Below are 16,491 nucleotides of genomic sequence, written 5' to 3'. Positions count from 1 at the left end.
GGGACGGTTCTGATGCTTCCTGTTCGGAAGCAGCAGAACCGTCCCCGTGCTCCCTGACACCGCGAAAGGAGCGATGACTAATGGAAGTTGTGATAAATCCGGTGCGTACACTGCGCGGCGACGTGCAGGTACCCGGTGACAAATCCATATCCCACCGGGCCGTTATGCTGGGTGCGCTGGCCATGGGGGAAACTGAAATTGAAAACTTTTTAACGGGCGAGGATTGCCTTTCCACCATCAGAGTAGCTCAATCTCTGGGAGTGGACATAAAAATGGATCAAAACCGGGTGCTGGTACGGGGCGGCGGGCTGGATGCGCTGCGGGAACCCGGGGATGTGCTGGATGCGGGCAATTCGGGCACCACCATGCGCATGATGGCGGGTATACTGGCCGGTTGCCCGTTTTTTTCGGTACTTACCGGCGATGCATCCCTTCGCTGCCGTCCCATGCGGCGGGTAATCCAGCCCCTGACCGCCATGGGAGCCCGGATAGCGGCCAGGGGCGGCAATGCCTATGCACCCATGGCAATTTCCGGCGGCGATCTGTGCGCCATTACATATACTTCACCCGTGGCCAGCGCCCAGGTGAAATCCGCTGTACTGCTGGCCGGTTTGTTTGCCGACGGCCCCACTACGGTCATCGAACCGGCCCGTTCCCGGGATCACACCGAGCGTATGCTTGAATATTTCGGTGCCCGGGTGGAGGTGGAGGATAAAAGAGTAACGGTATGGGGGAGGCCTGACCTGCGGGGGCGCAAAGTCACCGTGCCCGGGGATATGTCTTCGGCGGTGTTTCTGCTGGTGGCAGGCGCCACCGTACCGGGCGCCGAATTGGTGGTGCGCAATGTGGGTATTAACCCCACCCGGGCCGGTGCACTGGATATTCTGGTGCAAATGGGGGCGGATTTGCAAATATTCAATGAACGCCGGGTAAACGGCGAGCCGGTGGGTGATATCAGGGTGCGCGGCGGGCGTTTAACGGGCGCGAAAATTGGCGGTGCCATTATTCCTTATCTGATAGATGAACTTCCCGCCCTGGCCGTAGCTGCGGCGCTGGCGGAAGGGGAAACTGTGGTACGGGACGCTGCGGAACTGCGTTATAAAGAAACCGACCGGATTGATGCTGTGGTAAAGCTGCTTGGTGCGATGGGGGCGAACATAACCGGCCGGGAGGACGGCTTTATCGTCCGGGGCGGTCGCAAGCTTACGGGCACGGTGTGCGACAGCTTTGGCGATCACCGTATAGCCATGGCCGCTGCCGTAGCCGGTTTGCAGGCCCGGGGGACGACTCGCATCAAAGAAGCGGATTGTGTAAGAATTTCCTACCCGGCATTTTTTGATACATTAAATTTGATCAGTGTGCAATAATAAACCTGGAGCTAAATCACCTTTTTCAGGTTTATTTTTATATATTAAAGAGGATATTCCATCAGCATGTCGAAATAATTGGGGTATTCGTTTTCTTTGGAGAGGAACACAATGGGGCGCTTTGTAAATATTGCCATTGACGGCCCTGCCGGTGCCGGTAAAAGTACCGTGGCCAAACTGCTGGCTGAAAAGCTGGGTTACATATATGTAGATACCGGTGCCATGTACAGAGCTGTAACATTACAGGCCTTAATGGATAAAATAGATATGGGTGATGAAAAAAACCTTACCCGGATTGCAGAATCGGTAGATCTGGCCTTTAAGGTTGATGAAACCGGTAATACGCGTATTTTTTTAAACGGATTTGATGTTTCGCAGCAAATTAGAACCCCGGAGGTTAGCCGCAACGTTTCGCTGGTGTCCCGGGTCCCGGGGGTGCGGCGAAAAATGACCCGGCTACAAAGGGAATTGGGGGCCGCAGGCGGTGTGGTGATGGAAGGCAGGGACATAGGCACTCAGGTGCTGCCCGAAGCCGAGATGAAATTTTTCCTGACCGCTTCCGTGGAAGAGCGTGCCCGGCGGCGACATGCCGAACTCATACAACGCGGTTTTGCAGTATCCTATGCGGAAGTATTGGAAGATATTGCCCGGCGGGATGAAATAGATTCCCACAGGGCATTGGCACCTCTGAAACCGGCCAGTGACGCTGAGATTATCGACTGTACCGGTATGACCGCCCAGCAGGTGGTTGACACGATAGCGGCCAGGGTTTCAGGGAGGATCAATTAATGTTTTACAGAGTGGCCAAAATAATCTGCCGGGTATTTCTTAAGGTGGCACGCCAGTGGAAGATTTACGGTGATCCGCGGCTAGCGGCGGGTCAGGGTGTGTTAGTGGTAGCCAACCATATCAGTTACTGGGACCCACTGGTTATAGGCTGCTCATTGAACAGAAAAATTTTTTTTATGGCCAAGGCAGATTTATTTAACATACCAGTGCTTGGTTTTTTGATTACCAAACTTGGTGCCTTCCCCGTACAGCGTGAGGGTGCCGACCGCTCGTCCATCAGGCGGGCATTGGAGTTGCTTGGTGCCGGAAAAGTGGTGGGCATCTTCCCAGAGGGTACCCGCAGTAAAACTGGTGAAATGTTAAACCCCCATTTAGGTGCCGCCATGTTGGCCTTAAAAGGGGGTGTGCCATTGTTGCCGGTAGCTGTCAGCGGAACCAAAGGGTATTGGGGTCAGATCAAGGTGAATTTTGGTAAACCAATGTATTTTACTCCCCAAAACCGGCGAAAAATATCCAGAGAAGAAATGGAGTATGTCAGCCGGGAGTTGATGGCGGAAATAGGCCGTTTGCTGGCGGTTATCGATAAGTAGCGTTGGTTGGGTAACATATCTATAATTCAATAAAATTGCGGTGAAATTGATGAAGGTAAAGGTTGCCGCCAAAGCGGGTTTCTGCTTTGGCGTGAAAAGGGCCGTGGATATGGCCCGCAAATGTTTACATGACAGGGCCGGACCGGTGTATACACTGGGACCGCTGATTCACAATAATCAAGTTACTGAGGCGCTGGCCCGGGAGGGTATCGCTGCGGTTAACGATGTGGATGAAATCAAAGGGCCGGGAACGGTGATTATTCGCTCCCACGGTGTGGCGCCCGGTGTGCTGGACCGAGCCGAACAAAAGGGGCTTAAACTGGTGGATGCCACCTGTCCCTTTGTACGCAAGGTACAGCAGACGGTACGTGATCTAGTTCAACAGGACATACCCGTGGTGGTGGTGGGTGATCCTGAACACCCGGAAGTGCAGGGTATCGTTGGCTGGTCCGGCAACCGGGCCATAGTGGTAGCCGATGCCCGCCAGGCAGAAAAGCTGGGGAAAATCCCCAGCCTGGGCATTGTGGCCCAAACAACCCAGCGGCAGGACAACTTTGACGCTGTGGTTAAAGTATTCAAGGATAGCGGAAGCCGGGTGCAAGTGTTTAATACCATCTGCCTGGCCACGGCCGAAAGGCAGAAGGAGGCCCTGGAACTCGCGCAGCAGGTGGATGCCGTTCTGGTGCTGGGAGGAAAAAACAGCGCCAATACCGCCAAGCTGGCGCAAATTTGCCGTACTGCCGGAAAACCGGTGTATCGGGTAGAAACAGCCGAAGAAATAGATTTTGCGTGGCTGAAAGGACTCCGTACAGTGGGGGTTACGGCAGGCGCATCTACACCCGGCTGGATTATAGAGGAGGTTTGTTGTCGAATGATGGATTTTGAAGAAGCCAACAAAGAAGAAGTTATGGAAAACCAGGTTGAGGAGCAACCGGTGACTGAAGCCGCCGAGCCCCAGGAAGACATGAAACAGGAGATGGAGGATGCCGTGGAGGTCAGGAACCTCAAAAACGGCGATATCGTCACCGGCGTGGTGGTTCAGGTCAACCAGGACGAAGTGCTGGTGGATGTGGGCGCCAAGTCGGAAGGGGTTGTGCCCATAAAAGAACTGTCCAATTTCAGTGTGGATTCGCCCCAGGATGTAGTAAAAGTGGGCGATGAAATAAAAGTTTACGTTTTAAAGTCGGAAGACAATGAAGGCCGCGTAATTCTTTCCAAAGAAAAGGCCGATGCCGAGGAAGCATGGGCACGCCTGGAAGAAAACATGAACGAAGGCCAGGTGATCTCCGGTACCGTTCGTGAAGTGGTCAAGGGCGGTTTACTGGTGGATGTGGGCGTGCGCGCATTTTTGCCTGCCTCACTGGTGGACAGGGGTTATGTAGAAGATTTGAGCAAGTATTTGAACATGGAAATACAAGCCCGGGTTATTGAGCTTAACCGGGCCAGAAGGAAAGTTATTCTTTCCCGTAAAGCCGTCCTGGAAGAAGAATACGCCCGCAAGCGCGAAGAATTGATGGCCAGCCTGGAAGAAGGCCAGGTGGTTAAGGGTGTTGTTCGCCGTTTAACCAATTTCGGCGCCTTTGTGGATATCGGTGGTGTTGACGGCCTGCTGCACATTTCAGAAATGGCCTGGTACCGCATCAACCACCCCTCCGAAGTGGTACAGGTGGGCGATGAACTGGATGTTAAAGTGCTCCGGGTGGACCGGGAGAATGAAAAGGTCTCCCTGGGCTTGAAACAGGTTCTGCCCAATCCCTGGGACAACGTTGAAGAAAAATATCCCGTGGGCAGTATAATTAATGCCAAGGTGGTACGCCTGGCCCCCTTCGGTGCCTTTGTACAGCTGGAGCCCGGCGTGGAAGGCCTGGTGCACATTTCCCACCTGGCCGACCGGCATGTGGCCACTCCCGACGAAGTGGTATCCGAGGGCGAAGAAATCAGGGTCAAGGTGCTCAGCGTGGATGCCGGTGAAAAACGTATCCGCCTTTCCATCAGGGAAGTGGACCGGGAAAAACCCGCGAAGCCAAGCCCCAAGGAAAACCAGCCCAGGAAACAGGAAATACCGGCGTCCAATGACGGCGGCACTGTAACCATCGGCGATTTGGTGGGCGATATTTTTGAAGACAGAAAATAGATCCCGTTGGCGCGTCAATAACCTGTAAAAATATATTTGCACAAGCACTTTACTGCTCTTACTAAGCGACTACAAAGAGGCATACAGCCTCTTTTTTTTTGCGCCAGTAAGCCAACTCAGTACGCAGCACAAAGCATAGGCATCAAAGCTTGCAATTTGAAACAGCCTTTATCATATCTAATCCAAGCTATGCAAAACACACATATTTTCCTTTCTCCGGGGAAGCATAGTCTTACGAAAATATAAGCTTTTATATTAAGGAGGGTGTGCAATGACGCAGTTACCCATCGGTATCATTGTATTAATTGCGGTTTCTGTTTTGATTTATTTTGGCCTGGCCCAGCGGGTGCTGGACAGAATGCATCTTTCGGACCGGGCCGCCCTGGGCATTATTGTACTGCTGGTGGTGGGGAGCTTTATTGATATCCCCATCAGCACCGGTCGTTTTGATGTATCGGTTAACGCGGGCGGCGCACTGGTGCCCCTGGGCGTGGCCGTTTATCTGCTAAGCCGGGCGGGTACATCCAGGGAATGGGGCCGGGCGTTAATAGCGGCACTCATCACCGGCGCCGTGATATTCGGTGTGGGTAACCTGATGGGGCGCGCTGATGTGGAACCGGGCGGTCGTTTTTTCGGTTACCTTGATGCCCTGTGGGTTTACCCCATTATCGGCGGCCTGGTGGCCTATATAGCGGGCCGTTCCCGGCGCAGCGCTTTTATCGCCGCTACCCTGGGCCTGATGTTGGTGGATCTGGCCTATCTAGCCTGGTTGGTCTATACCGGTGCACCGGCGGGAACAGTAGCCATCGGGGGGGCCGGTGCCTTTGATGGAATCGTGCTGGCCGGTATAGTGGCTGTTTTACTGGCGGAAGTAATTGGCGAAACCCGGGAAAGACTCCAGGGAGGTCCGGCTACCAAGGGGAGACCCGATGCGTTGGTTGAAGCACTACGTAAGCCAATACCCGGCGAGCCCGGGGATAATAACGCGGGTAACAGGGAGGGGGAACAACGGTGAAAAAACAGCGGCTGAAAATTCTTCTGGGCGCCGGGTTTTTGGTGCTGGGGGTTTCACTGGCAGCCTATTTTTCGTTATCCCATAGTATATCTCCCGTCTGGTCGCCTGGTGACATTTTGAACAGGGGCATGGAAGCCGACCACCGGGACGGACAGGTTTATAAAATCACAGATGGCAGTAATAACCTGATCAGCCAGATGTCCCGTTCCGTTACGGTGGGAGATGAGCTGATTACCGCCGGCGGGAAACACTATAAAGTCAACAAAGTGGATGGTTTTAATGCCCGGGCCGAGTTTGCCGGTATGGACCGGGAACTGCTGGGCTATATGGACGAATATGAAAACATCACTGTCCCTGTGGCGGGCCGGCAGGATTGGAATAAAAGGCCCGTGGCCTTGTATCACACCCACAGCGCGGAATCCTATGTGCCCTCCGACGGTACTGAAAGCAAACCCTATGAAGGAGGTATATATGATGTAGGAGATGCCCTGGCCGCTGCATTAAAGGAAAAGGGCATTAATGTACTGCACGACAAAACACCCCACGAACCCCGGGATAGCAACGCTTATTATCGTTCCCGGCGTACCGTAGCGGATTTAATGAAGAAAAATCCCGTTGCGATAATAGATGTGCACCGGGATGGCATACCCGACCCCGATTATTACAGCAAAAATATTGACGGCCAGGACGCCACCCAACTGCGTCTGGTGGTGGGCAGACAGAACCCCAAAATGCAGTCAAACATGGAATTTGCCAAAAAAGCCATGGCCTATGCCAATAAAGTACACCCTGGTTTGGTAAAGGAAATCTTTATTGCTAAAGGGAATTACAACCAGGATTTAATGTCTACAGCCATGCTGATTGAGGTGGGAACCCACACCAATACCAAGGAGGAGGCGCAAAAAGGAGCAGCCCTTTTTGCTGACACTATTCCAGGTCTTCTTGGCCTGGGGGGCACTGCCGGGGGGGCCGGCGGCGGCGTTAGTCCCGGGGCAAACGCACCGGCCAGTTGGAGAACCCTGGCCTGGATCATCGGCATTGCCGTGCTGGGCGGAGGGGCCTTCCTGCTGATCAGTTCGGGTAATTGGGAGAATGCCCGCAAGCGGCTGAGCGGTTATATGGGCAGGGAGTTTGCCGGTTTTATGGCACCGGTGCGGAAAAAATGCGGTAAAAATCAAAACAATGATAGGCAATTTGCCGGAGATGAAACGGACAAGGTTTACAGCGAAGATGCCAACGATGCATTAAGGGATAACCGTGACAACGTCCGCAGCGATTAGAGGGTAGGACACGGGGACGTTTCGTTAGTCTTGGTTTTAGCACTGCCCGGTTTCGATAAGACAATAATAACGTCTCCTTGTCATCCCCGTGTTGGTCACCGGGCGTATCATGCTCGCCAGGCGAAATGATACGCCCATTTTAATATTAAGGGCGTCTATGGTAAGTGATGTATGGGAAGAAAGGTGTGATCCGGTTTTGGAAGAGTATATGATTGTTATAATGGCCGGTACCCTGGCGGGAACTTTGACCCGGATGCTGCTCTTGAGGTTGGATTACCGCCAGTATCCCGGCTATCCCCACGGATACATTTCCCATCTTTCCATGGGTGCCATTGCTTCGGCTCTGGGCGCCGTGGCCGTGCCCGCCCTCATGACCAAAGATTACACTGCTTTTACCTTTTTGGCCTTAGCTGCCCAGCAATTTAGGGAAATTCGGAATATTGAGCGGCAGACCCTGGAAAACTTGGAGGAAACCAGGTTGGAAAAGCGGGGCAAGGATTATATCGAGGGCATTGCCCGCACCTTCGAGGCCCGCAACTATCTGGTGATGGCCACTGCATTCATCACCAGTATTGCGGCGGTGCTGGCCGGCATTGGGGCTGCTGTGGGTATGGCGCTGCTTTTGATGTTGTTCAGCAGAACCTTCATGACCGGCCAGAATATCGGAGACATTTGCGAGGTGATACCCGCCAAGATACACTTTAAAGGTTCGCTTTTGTGCGTGAACGAAATCGATATCATGTCGGTGGGATTGCCTCAAATGCGGCAAAAAATAGAACGGGAGGCGCTGGGTGTGATGATTAAACCCAAGGATGATGATGCCCGTGCCACACTGCATGATATGGGCCAGCGTATGGCCATAGCCCATACCGCAGCTTTGATTATGGGCAGTAAAAAAGAAGTGGATATACCCGAATTCACCCCACTGGTACGTAAAAACCCCGATACCGGTGCAGCGGCATTGTATATCATGCCCATTGAAAAGGACATGGAATCGCTTATCTTGGCTGTCAAAAGGACACCGGTGCTGGAAAGCGCCCGGGCAAGACCCCTTAGAACTCAGGCCGGGCGCATTGCCGCCGATTAATGGTTTACACTGCCCGTAATTTAAAGAGAAAATCTTAAAGGTTGGCAGGGCATAACAAACAATATAACACTGGGGGGTGGACTGTTTGGGGGAAGAAGTAAAGGATATACTGGCCGTAGTCACCACTGATAAAGATAAAGTTGCCGGTGCCGTGCCCATATTTATTGCTGACAGCGAAGAAGAAAAAGAAAAAACTGCACTGTATTTGGCCAAAACACTGGACGCTATGGTGCATGATCTGGAAAACGGTGTCTATTTTATAGTCCGGCAATAAGGGTGATGGCTTTGAAAATTATCTATCATTGTTTCGGAGGTACCCATTCATCCGTCACAGCCGCCGCATTTCACCTGGGTATGCTGCCCTCTGACCGAAAACCCCGGGCCGAGGAGTTGCTGGCCATCCCTTTTTTTGATGCCAGGGACAGTAAAGATCACGGTAATATAACCCTGATGGGGGTGGACGAACAGGGAAATGAAATTTACTTCGTTGGCCAGCGAGGTTCCCCGCACGTATTGGAAAACATCATCCACGGATTAGCCCGGCATTTTGATATACCACCCAATCAATACAAACTGGTCAATGTAATGTACAAGGTAAACTTTAGTATGCGGCTGGGCGGCTTTATGTCGCGCCGGTTTAAATGGATTTACCCAGGGCGCCCGCTGGTTACCTGGGGAACCATCAATGCCTTTAGAAAAATTACCAATCTGGTGCTCCGGGTGAAAGCGGGGGAGAAGCGATAAAGTGAAAAGACTGATATTCTTTAATGATACCGGATTTCCCTATGCAGCAATAGCGGCCGCCGCCCGCAGTGGTACACTACCCGTCCACCGCCCGCCCGAACCACAGGAATTGGCCCGGGTACTGGCCCGTACCGGTATGGGGCGGGGGGATGCCACGGTATATCACCTGGGCGATAGCGGGGAAGGGGAAAGCTGTCTGGCCCTGTGGTCCCAGGGTAATGGTGATATGGTGCGGCGGGCGATAAAAAGTTTTTTGGCCATCATGTGTATTGATAATTATGAGCTGGTGCAAATTAAGTGTCGTAAAACTTTTGGGGTCAAAGTTGGCACCTGGTTGGCCGCGATACCCGGTTTTCGGAAAACGGGCATGCTTTTGATACATCGTCATGTGGTCAATATCTACCGGGAATTGGTGTCCGGGGGTTAGAAGTAATGGAAATTCCGCTTTTACCTTGACTAAATATGGCAGCTATCGGATAATGTAACAAGAATGTTACATGAGGGGAGTGTCCCCATGAGGGACCGGGGCTTGATAATTACATCCGTGGTCGAAAACAGTATAGCCGGCGAGCTGGGAATCCAGCCCGGGGATGTGCTTTTGCAGGTCAATGGCCGGGAAATAAAAGATATTCTTGATTATCAATATTTAACCGCTGATGAAAATGTGCAGTTGCTGGTGCAAAAGTATAACGGTGAGCACTGGCTGCTGGAAATAGAAAAAGATTATGATGAATCCCTGGGTCTTGCCTTCCGGAACGGTGGTTGGGGAGCCACCCGCCGGTGCGGAAACAAATGCATATTTTGCTTTGTGGATCAAATGCCCGGGGAAATGCGGCGGACGCTGTATATTAAAGACGATGACTACCGGCTTTCCTTCGTTCAGGGCAATTTCATCACCCTGACCAATGTGGGCGCAGCCGAACTTGAACGGATAGCCCAAATGCGCATGAGCCCGCTGTATATTTCTGTACATACCACTAACCCGGCTTTGCGCCGGGAAATCATGGGCAACCCCCGGGCCGGTCAAATCATGGGCCAGTTACGATACCTGGCTGAAGCCGGCATTGAGATGCACACCCAGGTAGTGCTTTGCCCCGGTATCAATGACGGGCCGGAGCTGAATCGTACCATCGGTGATCTGGGCGAGCTTTGGCCGGCGGTGCGATCCCTGGCGGTGGTTCCCGTGGGGCTCACCACCAGCCGCCGGGGGCTTTATAACTTGAGCACCTATGACCGGCAAAAAGCCCGGGCAGTGCTGCAGGAAGTGCAGCGGTGGCAAAAGGTTTTTATGACCGGGTATCAATACCCGCTGGTTTTCGCCAGCGACGAGTTTTACCTGCTTGCCGGGGAGCCCGTTCCAGCGGCGGAGGATTACGGCGGTTTTCCCCAAACCGAAAACGGAGTGGGGCTGGTGCGCCTTTTTTTGGATGAATGGCAGCAGCTGGCCGATAATTTACCCCGGCGCCTGGACACACCGGTGCATTACTCGCTGGTTACCGGCACCCTGGCCGGACCTGTGCTGGCACCGGTGGTAGCCGAACTAAACCGGATTGCCGGGCTGCATTTGGATTTGCACGTTTTGGAAAACAGGTTTTTCGGTAAAACTGTAACTGTGGCCGGTTTGCTTACCGGCCAGGATTTACTGCAAGGCCTGGCGGGTCGTGATTTGGGTGACCGGCTGTTCATTCCCGGCGTTATGCTGCGGGACGGTGATCAGGTTTTTTTAGATGATATTACCCCGGGTGAGATTTCCTCCCGCCTAAACGTGCAGGTTAGCCCGGTGGACGGCCCGGAGGAATTGGTGTGTGCATTGGGGTTGCGCCAGTGAACAAAGCCCTTGGTGCCGTCAACACCCGGCACCATCGGAGCGAATGCACTATTAGTTGCAGCTATTACCCCTTTGAGGAGAGGTGTGCTTTTTTGTGGCTAAGCCAATCGTAGCTATAGTGGGACGTCCCAATGTAGGTAAATCAACCCTGTTCAACCGCATAGTGGGCGGTCGGGTGGCCATAGTGGAAGGAGTACCCGGTGTTACCCGAGACCGTTTATACCAGGATGCCGAGTGGAACAACCGCTGGTTTACTTTGGTGGATACCGGCGGGCTTGATTACCGGGACGATGATGAAATAGTATCGCATATCCGCAAACAGGCGGAACTAGCCATTGAGGAGGCTGACCTGGTTCTTTTTGTGGTGGATGCCCGGGCCGGTTTAACCGGCACCGATGAGGATGTGGCCCGGGTTCTGCGTCGCTCGGAGAAACCAGTGATTCTGGTGGCCAATAAAGTGGAGCATTTCGATAAAGCCCATGAATTATATGATTTTTACCGCCTGGGTCTGGGCGAGCCATTGCCCGTTTCAGCCGCCGAGGGCTTAAACACCGGAGATTTGCTGGACAGGCTGGTGAAGGAACTGCCCCCGGTGGAAGAAGAGGAAAATGAAGATGATGTAATAAAGATTGCCGTCATTGGCCGCCCCAACGTGGGCAAATCATCACTGGTCAATGCCATACTGGGAGAGGAAAGGGTCATTGTCAGCAACATCCCCGGCACCACCAGGGATGCCATTGATTCATACATTACCCGGGGTGGCAATAAATATTCCATTATCGATACCGCAGGGATCAGGCGGCGCAGTAAAATCGGCCAGTCCACCGAAAGATACAGTGTTATTCGCTCACTGCGGGCCGTGGACCGCAGTGATATAGTATTAATGCTCATTGACGCGGTGGAACAATTAACCGATCAGGACAAAAGGATTGCCGGTTATGCCCATGAAAAGGGCCGGGCTGCAATTTTGGTAGTCAACAAGTGGGATTTAATCGAAAAAGACGGTCGCACAGCCAACCGCTATATTGAAAATTTGCGGGAGGGGCTGGGCTTTATGCAGTATGCCCCGGTATTATTCGTCAGCGCCTTGACCCGGCAGCGGGTGCACCGGGTGCTGGAACTGGTGGATTACGTCAGCGAGCAGCAAAACATGCGCATTGCCACCGCCGACTTGAACCAGTTGCTGCGGGAGGCTGTGCTGCACAATGCACCTCCCCAGGACAAGGGCAGGCACTTAAAAATCTTTTATGCCACCCAGGCGGGGGTAAAACCGCCCACCTTTATTTTATTTGTCAATGAACCCGAATTAATGCATTTCTCTTATCTGCGTTATATTGAAAACCGGCTGCGCTCGGCATATGGCTTTGAGGGCACTCCCATTAAGCTGGTCATGCGCAAAAGATAAGGAGTGGAAACATGAACACATTGCTTGCTGTTGTGATTAGCTACCTGATTGGTTCAATACCGGTGGGGGTGCTGGTAGCCAGGACCAGGGGAATTAACATTATGGAGCATGGCAGCGGCAACATCGGCACCACCAATGTATGGCGCAATCTGGGTCCCGTTTATGGCCTTTTTGTGCTGGTGATGGACATGGCCAAGGGAGTTGCCGCTGTTCTTATCGGTCGCCACTTCGGTGGTGTGGAAACCGAGCTGCTGGCTGCCTTTGGCGCGTTATGCGGCCACAGCTGGTCAATATTCTTACGTTTTAAAGGTGGTAAAATTGTTGCCACCGGTGCCGGAGTGGTGCTGGCCATTTCCCCTGCGGTTACCCTGGCCGCAGGGGTGGTGCTTTTGACCACCCTGGGCATAAGCCGTTATGTATCCTTGAGTTCCATCATGGCGGCCATTACAGTGCCTGCGGCCATGGCCTTTTGGGGTATGGATACGTTATATATTATCTTTGGGATCATATTAATGGTATTTGTTATTTACAAGCACCGTTCCAATATACAAAGGATATTATCAGGCACGGAATTCAAAGTGGGAAAGGGTAAAAAACGGTAATACATCTATAAGCAGCAGGAGGTATTGGTGTGGCATTAGACTGCGGGCAAGTCACTGTGCTGGGTGCGGGCAGTTGGGGCACCGCCCTGGCCTGTCACCTGGCCGGGGATGAACGTACGGTAAAGCTGTGGGCCAGGCGTACCGAACTTATAGAAGAAATTAACACATGCCGGGAGAACAAACGTTACTTGCCCGGTATCTTTTTACCAGCCAGTATCCAGGTGACGGTGGATCTGGAGCAGGCGCTGGCGGGTGCAGAGGTCGTTGTTTTCAGTGTGCCCTCACATACTTTCAGGGCTGTGCTTAGAAAAGCTTTGCCTTTTATTCCGGCCGGTGCTCTCATCGTGAACACTGCCAAGGGCATTGAAGAAAACAGCATGCAGCGGCTGTCCGAAGTTTTTATTTCTGAAGCGGGTCCGGCCCGGGCGAAAAATTACGCCGTGCTATCCGGTCCCAGCCATGCCGAAGAGGTGGCATTGAAAATGCCTACCGCAGTGGTGGTGGCCTCGGCTTCCCAGCACACCGCGGTGCTGGCCCAGGATTTGTTCATGCGGGAAAATTTACGGGTTTATACCAATCCCGATATCATCGGTGTGGAATTGGGCGGGGCGCTTAAAAATGTCATTGCCCTGGGCACCGGCATTGTGGACGGCCTTAGCGGCAGTGACAATGCTAAAGCGGCGCTGATGACCCGGGGGTTGACTGAAATTACCCGGCTGGGTATGGCCATGCATGCAAACCCCCTGACCTTTGCCGGGCTGGCCGGGCTGGGTGATTTGATTGTCACCTGCACCAGCAGGCACAGTCGTAACCGTCGTGCCGGTATAGCCATCGGCCGGGGCAAAACATTGCAGCAGGCTCTGGACGAGGTGAACATGGTGGTGGAAGGAGTGCGTACCACCAGGGCCGCCCACAAACTATCCGCCACCTGGGGCGTTGAAATGCCTATCACCGAGCAGATGTACCAGGTTCTTTTCCATAACCTCCCTCCCCGGGCCGCAGTAAATAACCTGATGACCCGTGGTAAAACAAGGGAAGTGGAAGAATTGGCCCTGGCCAAAATCAAATGGTGAAGCCCGAAAAAACACATCCGACGCAACAAAGATATCCGAAAGGGCGGTGTAAACATGCACGTAGTGGAATTTAAAGGAAAACGGCCCCGGATTGCCCCGGGTGCATTTGTAGCCCCCACCGCGGTATTAATCGGCGATGTTGTGGTGGAGGAGGGGGCCAGTATCTGGTTTGGTGCCGTGCTGCGGGGTGACTTCGGCAGTATCAAAGTCGGCCAAAACACCAGCGTACAGGACAACGTAGTGGTGCACGTTCAACCTGCGGGTAAAGTTGATATCGGAGCCAATGTTACCGTAGCCCATGGTGCGGTGCTGCATAATTGTACCATTGAGGAAGGTGCCATAATCGGCATGAACGCGGTGGTTTTAGATAATGCCGTGGTGGGCGCCCAGGCTATGATAGCCGCCGGGTCCGTGGTATCTGACGGCATGCAGGTTCCGCCCAGGCACCTGGTGGCGGGAGCACCGGCCAAACCCAAAAAGGAGTTGACCGGCAATGCGTTGTGGTGGGTGCAGCAAAGTGCCCGGGCATACATGCACCTGATGAAGGCTTACCTGGACGAGGGCACAGGAGTGGTCAAGGTGGAAGATAAATAAAGCATGCATCATGTTCAATGTGTTTATTGAAATTATTGAAATTGCTGTGTTTCATACACTACTTTTTAGACTCTTAAAGTATGTTGGATAAGTAATGGAATTAACTTTCCCCGGTGGTGCCAGGTGTTGAGAGGTTGAAAGTCTTTTGATTTTCAACCTCTCAACGCCTGGCACCATATTTATTTCCGAACTGGCCCAAAAGAAATCCTTAAAACATATAAAAGCTGCATATATTTTTGGTAGCGGGATTAACCCCGGCCACAATTTTAATGGCGCTTTTTCGGCTAAACAGTAATAAACGCTCTGATCAATCATATATATATAATGTTAATGTATGCCATTGGAAAAAACTGCTCTTGGACTAGGCTGGCCGATGGCCTTGACATACCGCTTTTCCTGCCGGTAGGGGGGATGCTGATTTCGATAACGCCTTTTTAAATATATAAATTTTTGGATAAGGAGGGAGTGCGTTCATGGAAAAGTTTGATATTTTCCGCGATATTGCGGAACGCACCGAGGGGGATATTTACCTGGGTGTTAGCGGCGGCGTGCGCACAGGCAAATCAACTTTCATCAAACGGTTTATGGATTTAATGGTCATACCCAATATTGAGAATGAATTCGAGCGGGAAAGAGCAAAAGATGAACTGCCCCAGAGCGGAGCCGGTAAGACTATTATGACCACCGAACCCAAATTTGTTCCCAATGAGGCTGTAGAATTAGAAATAAGCCCCAATCTTAAAGTAAAGGTTCGGCTGGTGGACTGTGTAGGGTACCGGGTGGAGGGGGCTTTGGGCTATGAGGATGAGGAAGGCAACCCGCGCATGGTTTCAACCCCCTGGTTCGAAGAACCCGTTTCCTTTGAGGAAGCAGCGGAAACAGGCACCAGAAAAGTGATCAGTGAACACTCCACCATTGGCCTGGTCGTTACCACCGACGGTACCATCACTGATATACCAAGGGAAAATTTCGTGCCCGCCGAAGAAAGGGTAGTCCAGGAGTTAAAGGATATCAGCAGGCCTTTTATCATTATCTTAAACAGTACCAATCCCGGTAGTGAAGAGGCTATTCAACTGGCCGACGAGCTTTCGGAAAAATATGATGTACCGGTAATTCCAATCAACTGTGCGGAGATGTCCCAAAGCGATATACTGCTGATTATGGAAAAAGCCCTGTTTGAATTCCCGGTTAATGAAGTATCCATTACCATGCCACTGTGGGTGGAAGAACTGGAACAAAAACACTGGTTGAGAGAAAAGTTCGACGAGGCTGTACAGGATACTGTGCAGCAGGTGCGGCGTTTACGGGACATCGACGGTGCGGTGGAGAAACTGGGCGAATACGATATGGTTCAGACTGTTAATTTAAACAATCTGGACCTGGGCACAGGTACTGCCGCCATAGAGATTACCTCCAAACCCGATTTGTTTTACAGGGTACTGGCGGAGGAAACCGGTTTTCAACTGGAAGGCGATCACCAGTTGTTCCGCCTGGTCAAGGAACTGGCCGTAGCCAAGCGGGAGTACGACAAAGTGGCCCCGGCCCTTATGGAATTAAAGGAAACGGGTTACGGTATGGTAACTCCTGGTATTGAAGATATGCAACTGGAGGAACCGGAGCTAATCAGGCAGGGCAGCCGGTTCGGTGTCAAGCTAAAAGCCAGCGCCCCGTCTATTCATATGATCCAAGCCAACATTAACACCGAGATCACACCCATCATTGGTACCGAAAAACAATGCGAGGAACTGGTACGCTACATGCTCAATGAGTTTGAGGAAAACCCGCAGAAAATCTGGCAGTCCGAAATATTCGGCAAATCGGTCAGTGATCTGGTGCGCGAAGGTATTCAAAACAAGCTGCAAAGGATGCCGGAAAACGCCCAGGCCAAACTGCAGGAGACTGTCAAGCGTATTGTCAATGAGGGTAGCGGCGGTTTAATTTGTATCATCATCTAACCGGTCTAGGACCGGTTTTTTTGTTTTT

The 16,491-nt window shown here is 52.3% G+C and carries 16 protein-coding genes; all 16 read left to right on the top strand.

Annotated elements, in window-relative coordinates:
* The first annotated feature begins 80 nt into the window (after nucleotides 1-80).
* The 16 genes from aroA to spoIVA all read left to right on the top strand — a co-directional run bounded on the left by aroA (nucleotide 81) and on the right by spoIVA (nucleotide 16,463).
* A complete protein-coding gene (aroA, locus tag LX24_RS07590) occupies nucleotides 81-1,367 on the top strand; it encodes a 3-phosphoshikimate 1-carboxyvinyltransferase (RefSeq protein WP_166511543.1) in 1,287 nt (428 codons plus the stop codon).
* 111 nt (nucleotides 1,368-1,478) lie between these two features.
* On the top strand, nucleotides 1,479-2,156 hold the full coding sequence (gene cmk, locus LX24_RS07585) for a (d)CMP kinase (protein ID WP_166511542.1): 678 nt from the start codon (nucleotides 1,479-1,481) through the stop codon (nucleotides 2,154-2,156).
* On the top strand, nucleotides 2,156-2,746 hold the full coding sequence (locus LX24_RS07580; protein ID WP_166511541.1) for a lysophospholipid acyltransferase family protein: 591 nt from the start codon (nucleotides 2,156-2,158) through the stop codon (nucleotides 2,744-2,746). Before cmk ends, LX24_RS07580 begins: the two co-directional genes overlap by 1 nt.
* 49 nt (nucleotides 2,747-2,795) lie before the next feature.
* A complete protein-coding gene (locus LX24_RS07575) occupies nucleotides 2,796-4,880 on the top strand; it encodes a bifunctional 4-hydroxy-3-methylbut-2-enyl diphosphate reductase/30S ribosomal protein S1 (protein WP_166511540.1) in 2,085 nt (694 codons plus the stop codon).
* Between the two features lie 271 nt (nucleotides 4,881-5,151).
* The gene (locus LX24_RS07570) at nucleotides 5,152-5,895 is read left to right on the top strand and encodes a DUF1614 domain-containing protein (protein WP_166511539.1); all 744 of its coding nucleotides are present in this window, start codon (nucleotides 5,152-5,154) and stop codon (nucleotides 5,893-5,895) included.
* Nucleotides 5,892-7,175, top strand: a complete 1,284-nt coding sequence (spoIIP, locus tag LX24_RS07565) for a stage II sporulation protein P (RefSeq protein WP_166511538.1) — start codon at nucleotides 5,892-5,894, stop codon at nucleotides 7,173-7,175. Before LX24_RS07570 ends, spoIIP begins: the two co-directional genes overlap by 4 nt.
* A gap of 208 nt (nucleotides 7,176-7,383) precedes the next feature.
* Nucleotides 7,384-8,262 (top strand): YIEGIA family protein, encoded by an 879-nt coding sequence (locus LX24_RS07560; RefSeq protein WP_207706559.1) that lies wholly within the window; start codon nucleotides 7,384-7,386, stop codon nucleotides 8,260-8,262.
* Between the two features lie 85 nt (nucleotides 8,263-8,347).
* The gene (locus LX24_RS07555; RefSeq protein ID WP_166511537.1) at nucleotides 8,348-8,536 is read left to right on the top strand and encodes a capping complex subunit for YIEGIA; all 189 of its coding nucleotides are present in this window, start codon (nucleotides 8,348-8,350) and stop codon (nucleotides 8,534-8,536) included.
* 5 nt (nucleotides 8,537-8,541) lie between these two features.
* A complete protein-coding gene (locus tag LX24_RS07550; RefSeq protein WP_243131664.1) occupies nucleotides 8,542-9,006 on the top strand; it encodes a DUF3189 family protein in 465 nt (154 codons plus the stop codon).
* Between the two features lies 1 nt (nucleotide 9,007).
* Nucleotides 9,008-9,433: a DUF3189 family protein gene (locus tag LX24_RS07545; protein WP_166511535.1), complete on the top strand. Its 426-nt coding sequence runs from the start codon at nucleotides 9,008-9,010 to the stop codon at nucleotides 9,431-9,433.
* Between the two features lie 102 nt (nucleotides 9,434-9,535).
* On the top strand, nucleotides 9,536-10,834 hold the full coding sequence (locus LX24_RS07540; RefSeq protein ID WP_341473559.1) for a DUF512 domain-containing protein: 1,299 nt from the start codon (nucleotides 9,536-9,538) through the stop codon (nucleotides 10,832-10,834).
* 94 nt (nucleotides 10,835-10,928) lie between these two features.
* A complete protein-coding gene (gene der / locus LX24_RS07535; RefSeq protein WP_166511533.1) occupies nucleotides 10,929-12,239 on the top strand; it encodes a ribosome biogenesis GTPase Der in 1,311 nt (436 codons plus the stop codon).
* Nucleotides 12,240-12,250: 11 nt separating this feature from the next.
* A complete protein-coding gene (gene plsY, locus LX24_RS07530) occupies nucleotides 12,251-12,841 on the top strand; it encodes a glycerol-3-phosphate 1-O-acyltransferase PlsY (RefSeq protein ID WP_166511532.1) in 591 nt (196 codons plus the stop codon).
* Between the two features lie 29 nt (nucleotides 12,842-12,870).
* The gene (locus LX24_RS07525) at nucleotides 12,871-13,914 is read left to right on the top strand and encodes an NAD(P)H-dependent glycerol-3-phosphate dehydrogenase (RefSeq protein ID WP_166511531.1); all 1,044 of its coding nucleotides are present in this window, start codon (nucleotides 12,871-12,873) and stop codon (nucleotides 13,912-13,914) included.
* A gap of 54 nt (nucleotides 13,915-13,968) precedes the next feature.
* Nucleotides 13,969-14,508 (top strand): gamma carbonic anhydrase family protein, encoded by a 540-nt coding sequence (locus LX24_RS07520; RefSeq protein ID WP_166511530.1) that lies wholly within the window; start codon nucleotides 13,969-13,971, stop codon nucleotides 14,506-14,508.
* 473 nt (nucleotides 14,509-14,981) lie between these two features.
* On the top strand, nucleotides 14,982-16,463 hold the full coding sequence (gene spoIVA, locus LX24_RS07515) for a stage IV sporulation protein A (protein ID WP_166511529.1): 1,482 nt from the start codon (nucleotides 14,982-14,984) through the stop codon (nucleotides 16,461-16,463).
* The last annotated feature ends 28 nt before the right edge of the window (nucleotides 16,464-16,491 follow it).

The organism is Desulfallas thermosapovorans DSM 6562 (assembly GCF_008124625.1).
Classification (GTDB): Bacteria; Bacillota; Desulfotomaculia; order Desulfotomaculales; family Desulfallaceae; genus Sporotomaculum; species Sporotomaculum thermosapovorans.
This window is presented reverse-complemented; position numbering and strand designations above follow the sequence as displayed.

Coding starts and splice junctions, on each gene's coding strand:
- LX24_RS07550 (WP_243131664.1), top strand. CDS start 8,542: ATGGCTTTGAAAATTATCTATCATTGTTTCGGAGGTACCCATTCATCC.
- plsY (WP_166511532.1), top strand. CDS start 12,251: ATGAACACATTGCTTGCTGTTGTGATTAGCTACCTGATTGGTTCAATA.
- spoIVA (WP_166511529.1), top strand. CDS start 14,982: ATGGAAAAGTTTGATATTTTCCGCGATATTGCGGAACGCACCGAGGGG.
- LX24_RS07560 (WP_207706559.1), top strand. CDS start 7,384: ATGATTGTTATAATGGCCGGTACCCTGGCGGGAACTTTGACCCGGATG.
- LX24_RS07570 (WP_166511539.1), top strand. CDS start 5,152: ATGACGCAGTTACCCATCGGTATCATTGTATTAATTGCGGTTTCTGTT.
- aroA (WP_166511543.1), top strand. CDS start 81: ATGGAAGTTGTGATAAATCCGGTGCGTACACTGCGCGGCGACGTGCAG.
- LX24_RS07520 (WP_166511530.1), top strand. CDS start 13,969: ATGCACGTAGTGGAATTTAAAGGAAAACGGCCCCGGATTGCCCCGGGT.
- LX24_RS07575 (WP_166511540.1), top strand. CDS start 2,796: ATGAAGGTAAAGGTTGCCGCCAAAGCGGGTTTCTGCTTTGGCGTGAAA.
- LX24_RS07580 (WP_166511541.1), top strand. CDS start 2,156: ATGTTTTACAGAGTGGCCAAAATAATCTGCCGGGTATTTCTTAAGGTG.
- cmk (WP_166511542.1), top strand. CDS start 1,479: ATGGGGCGCTTTGTAAATATTGCCATTGACGGCCCTGCCGGTGCCGGT.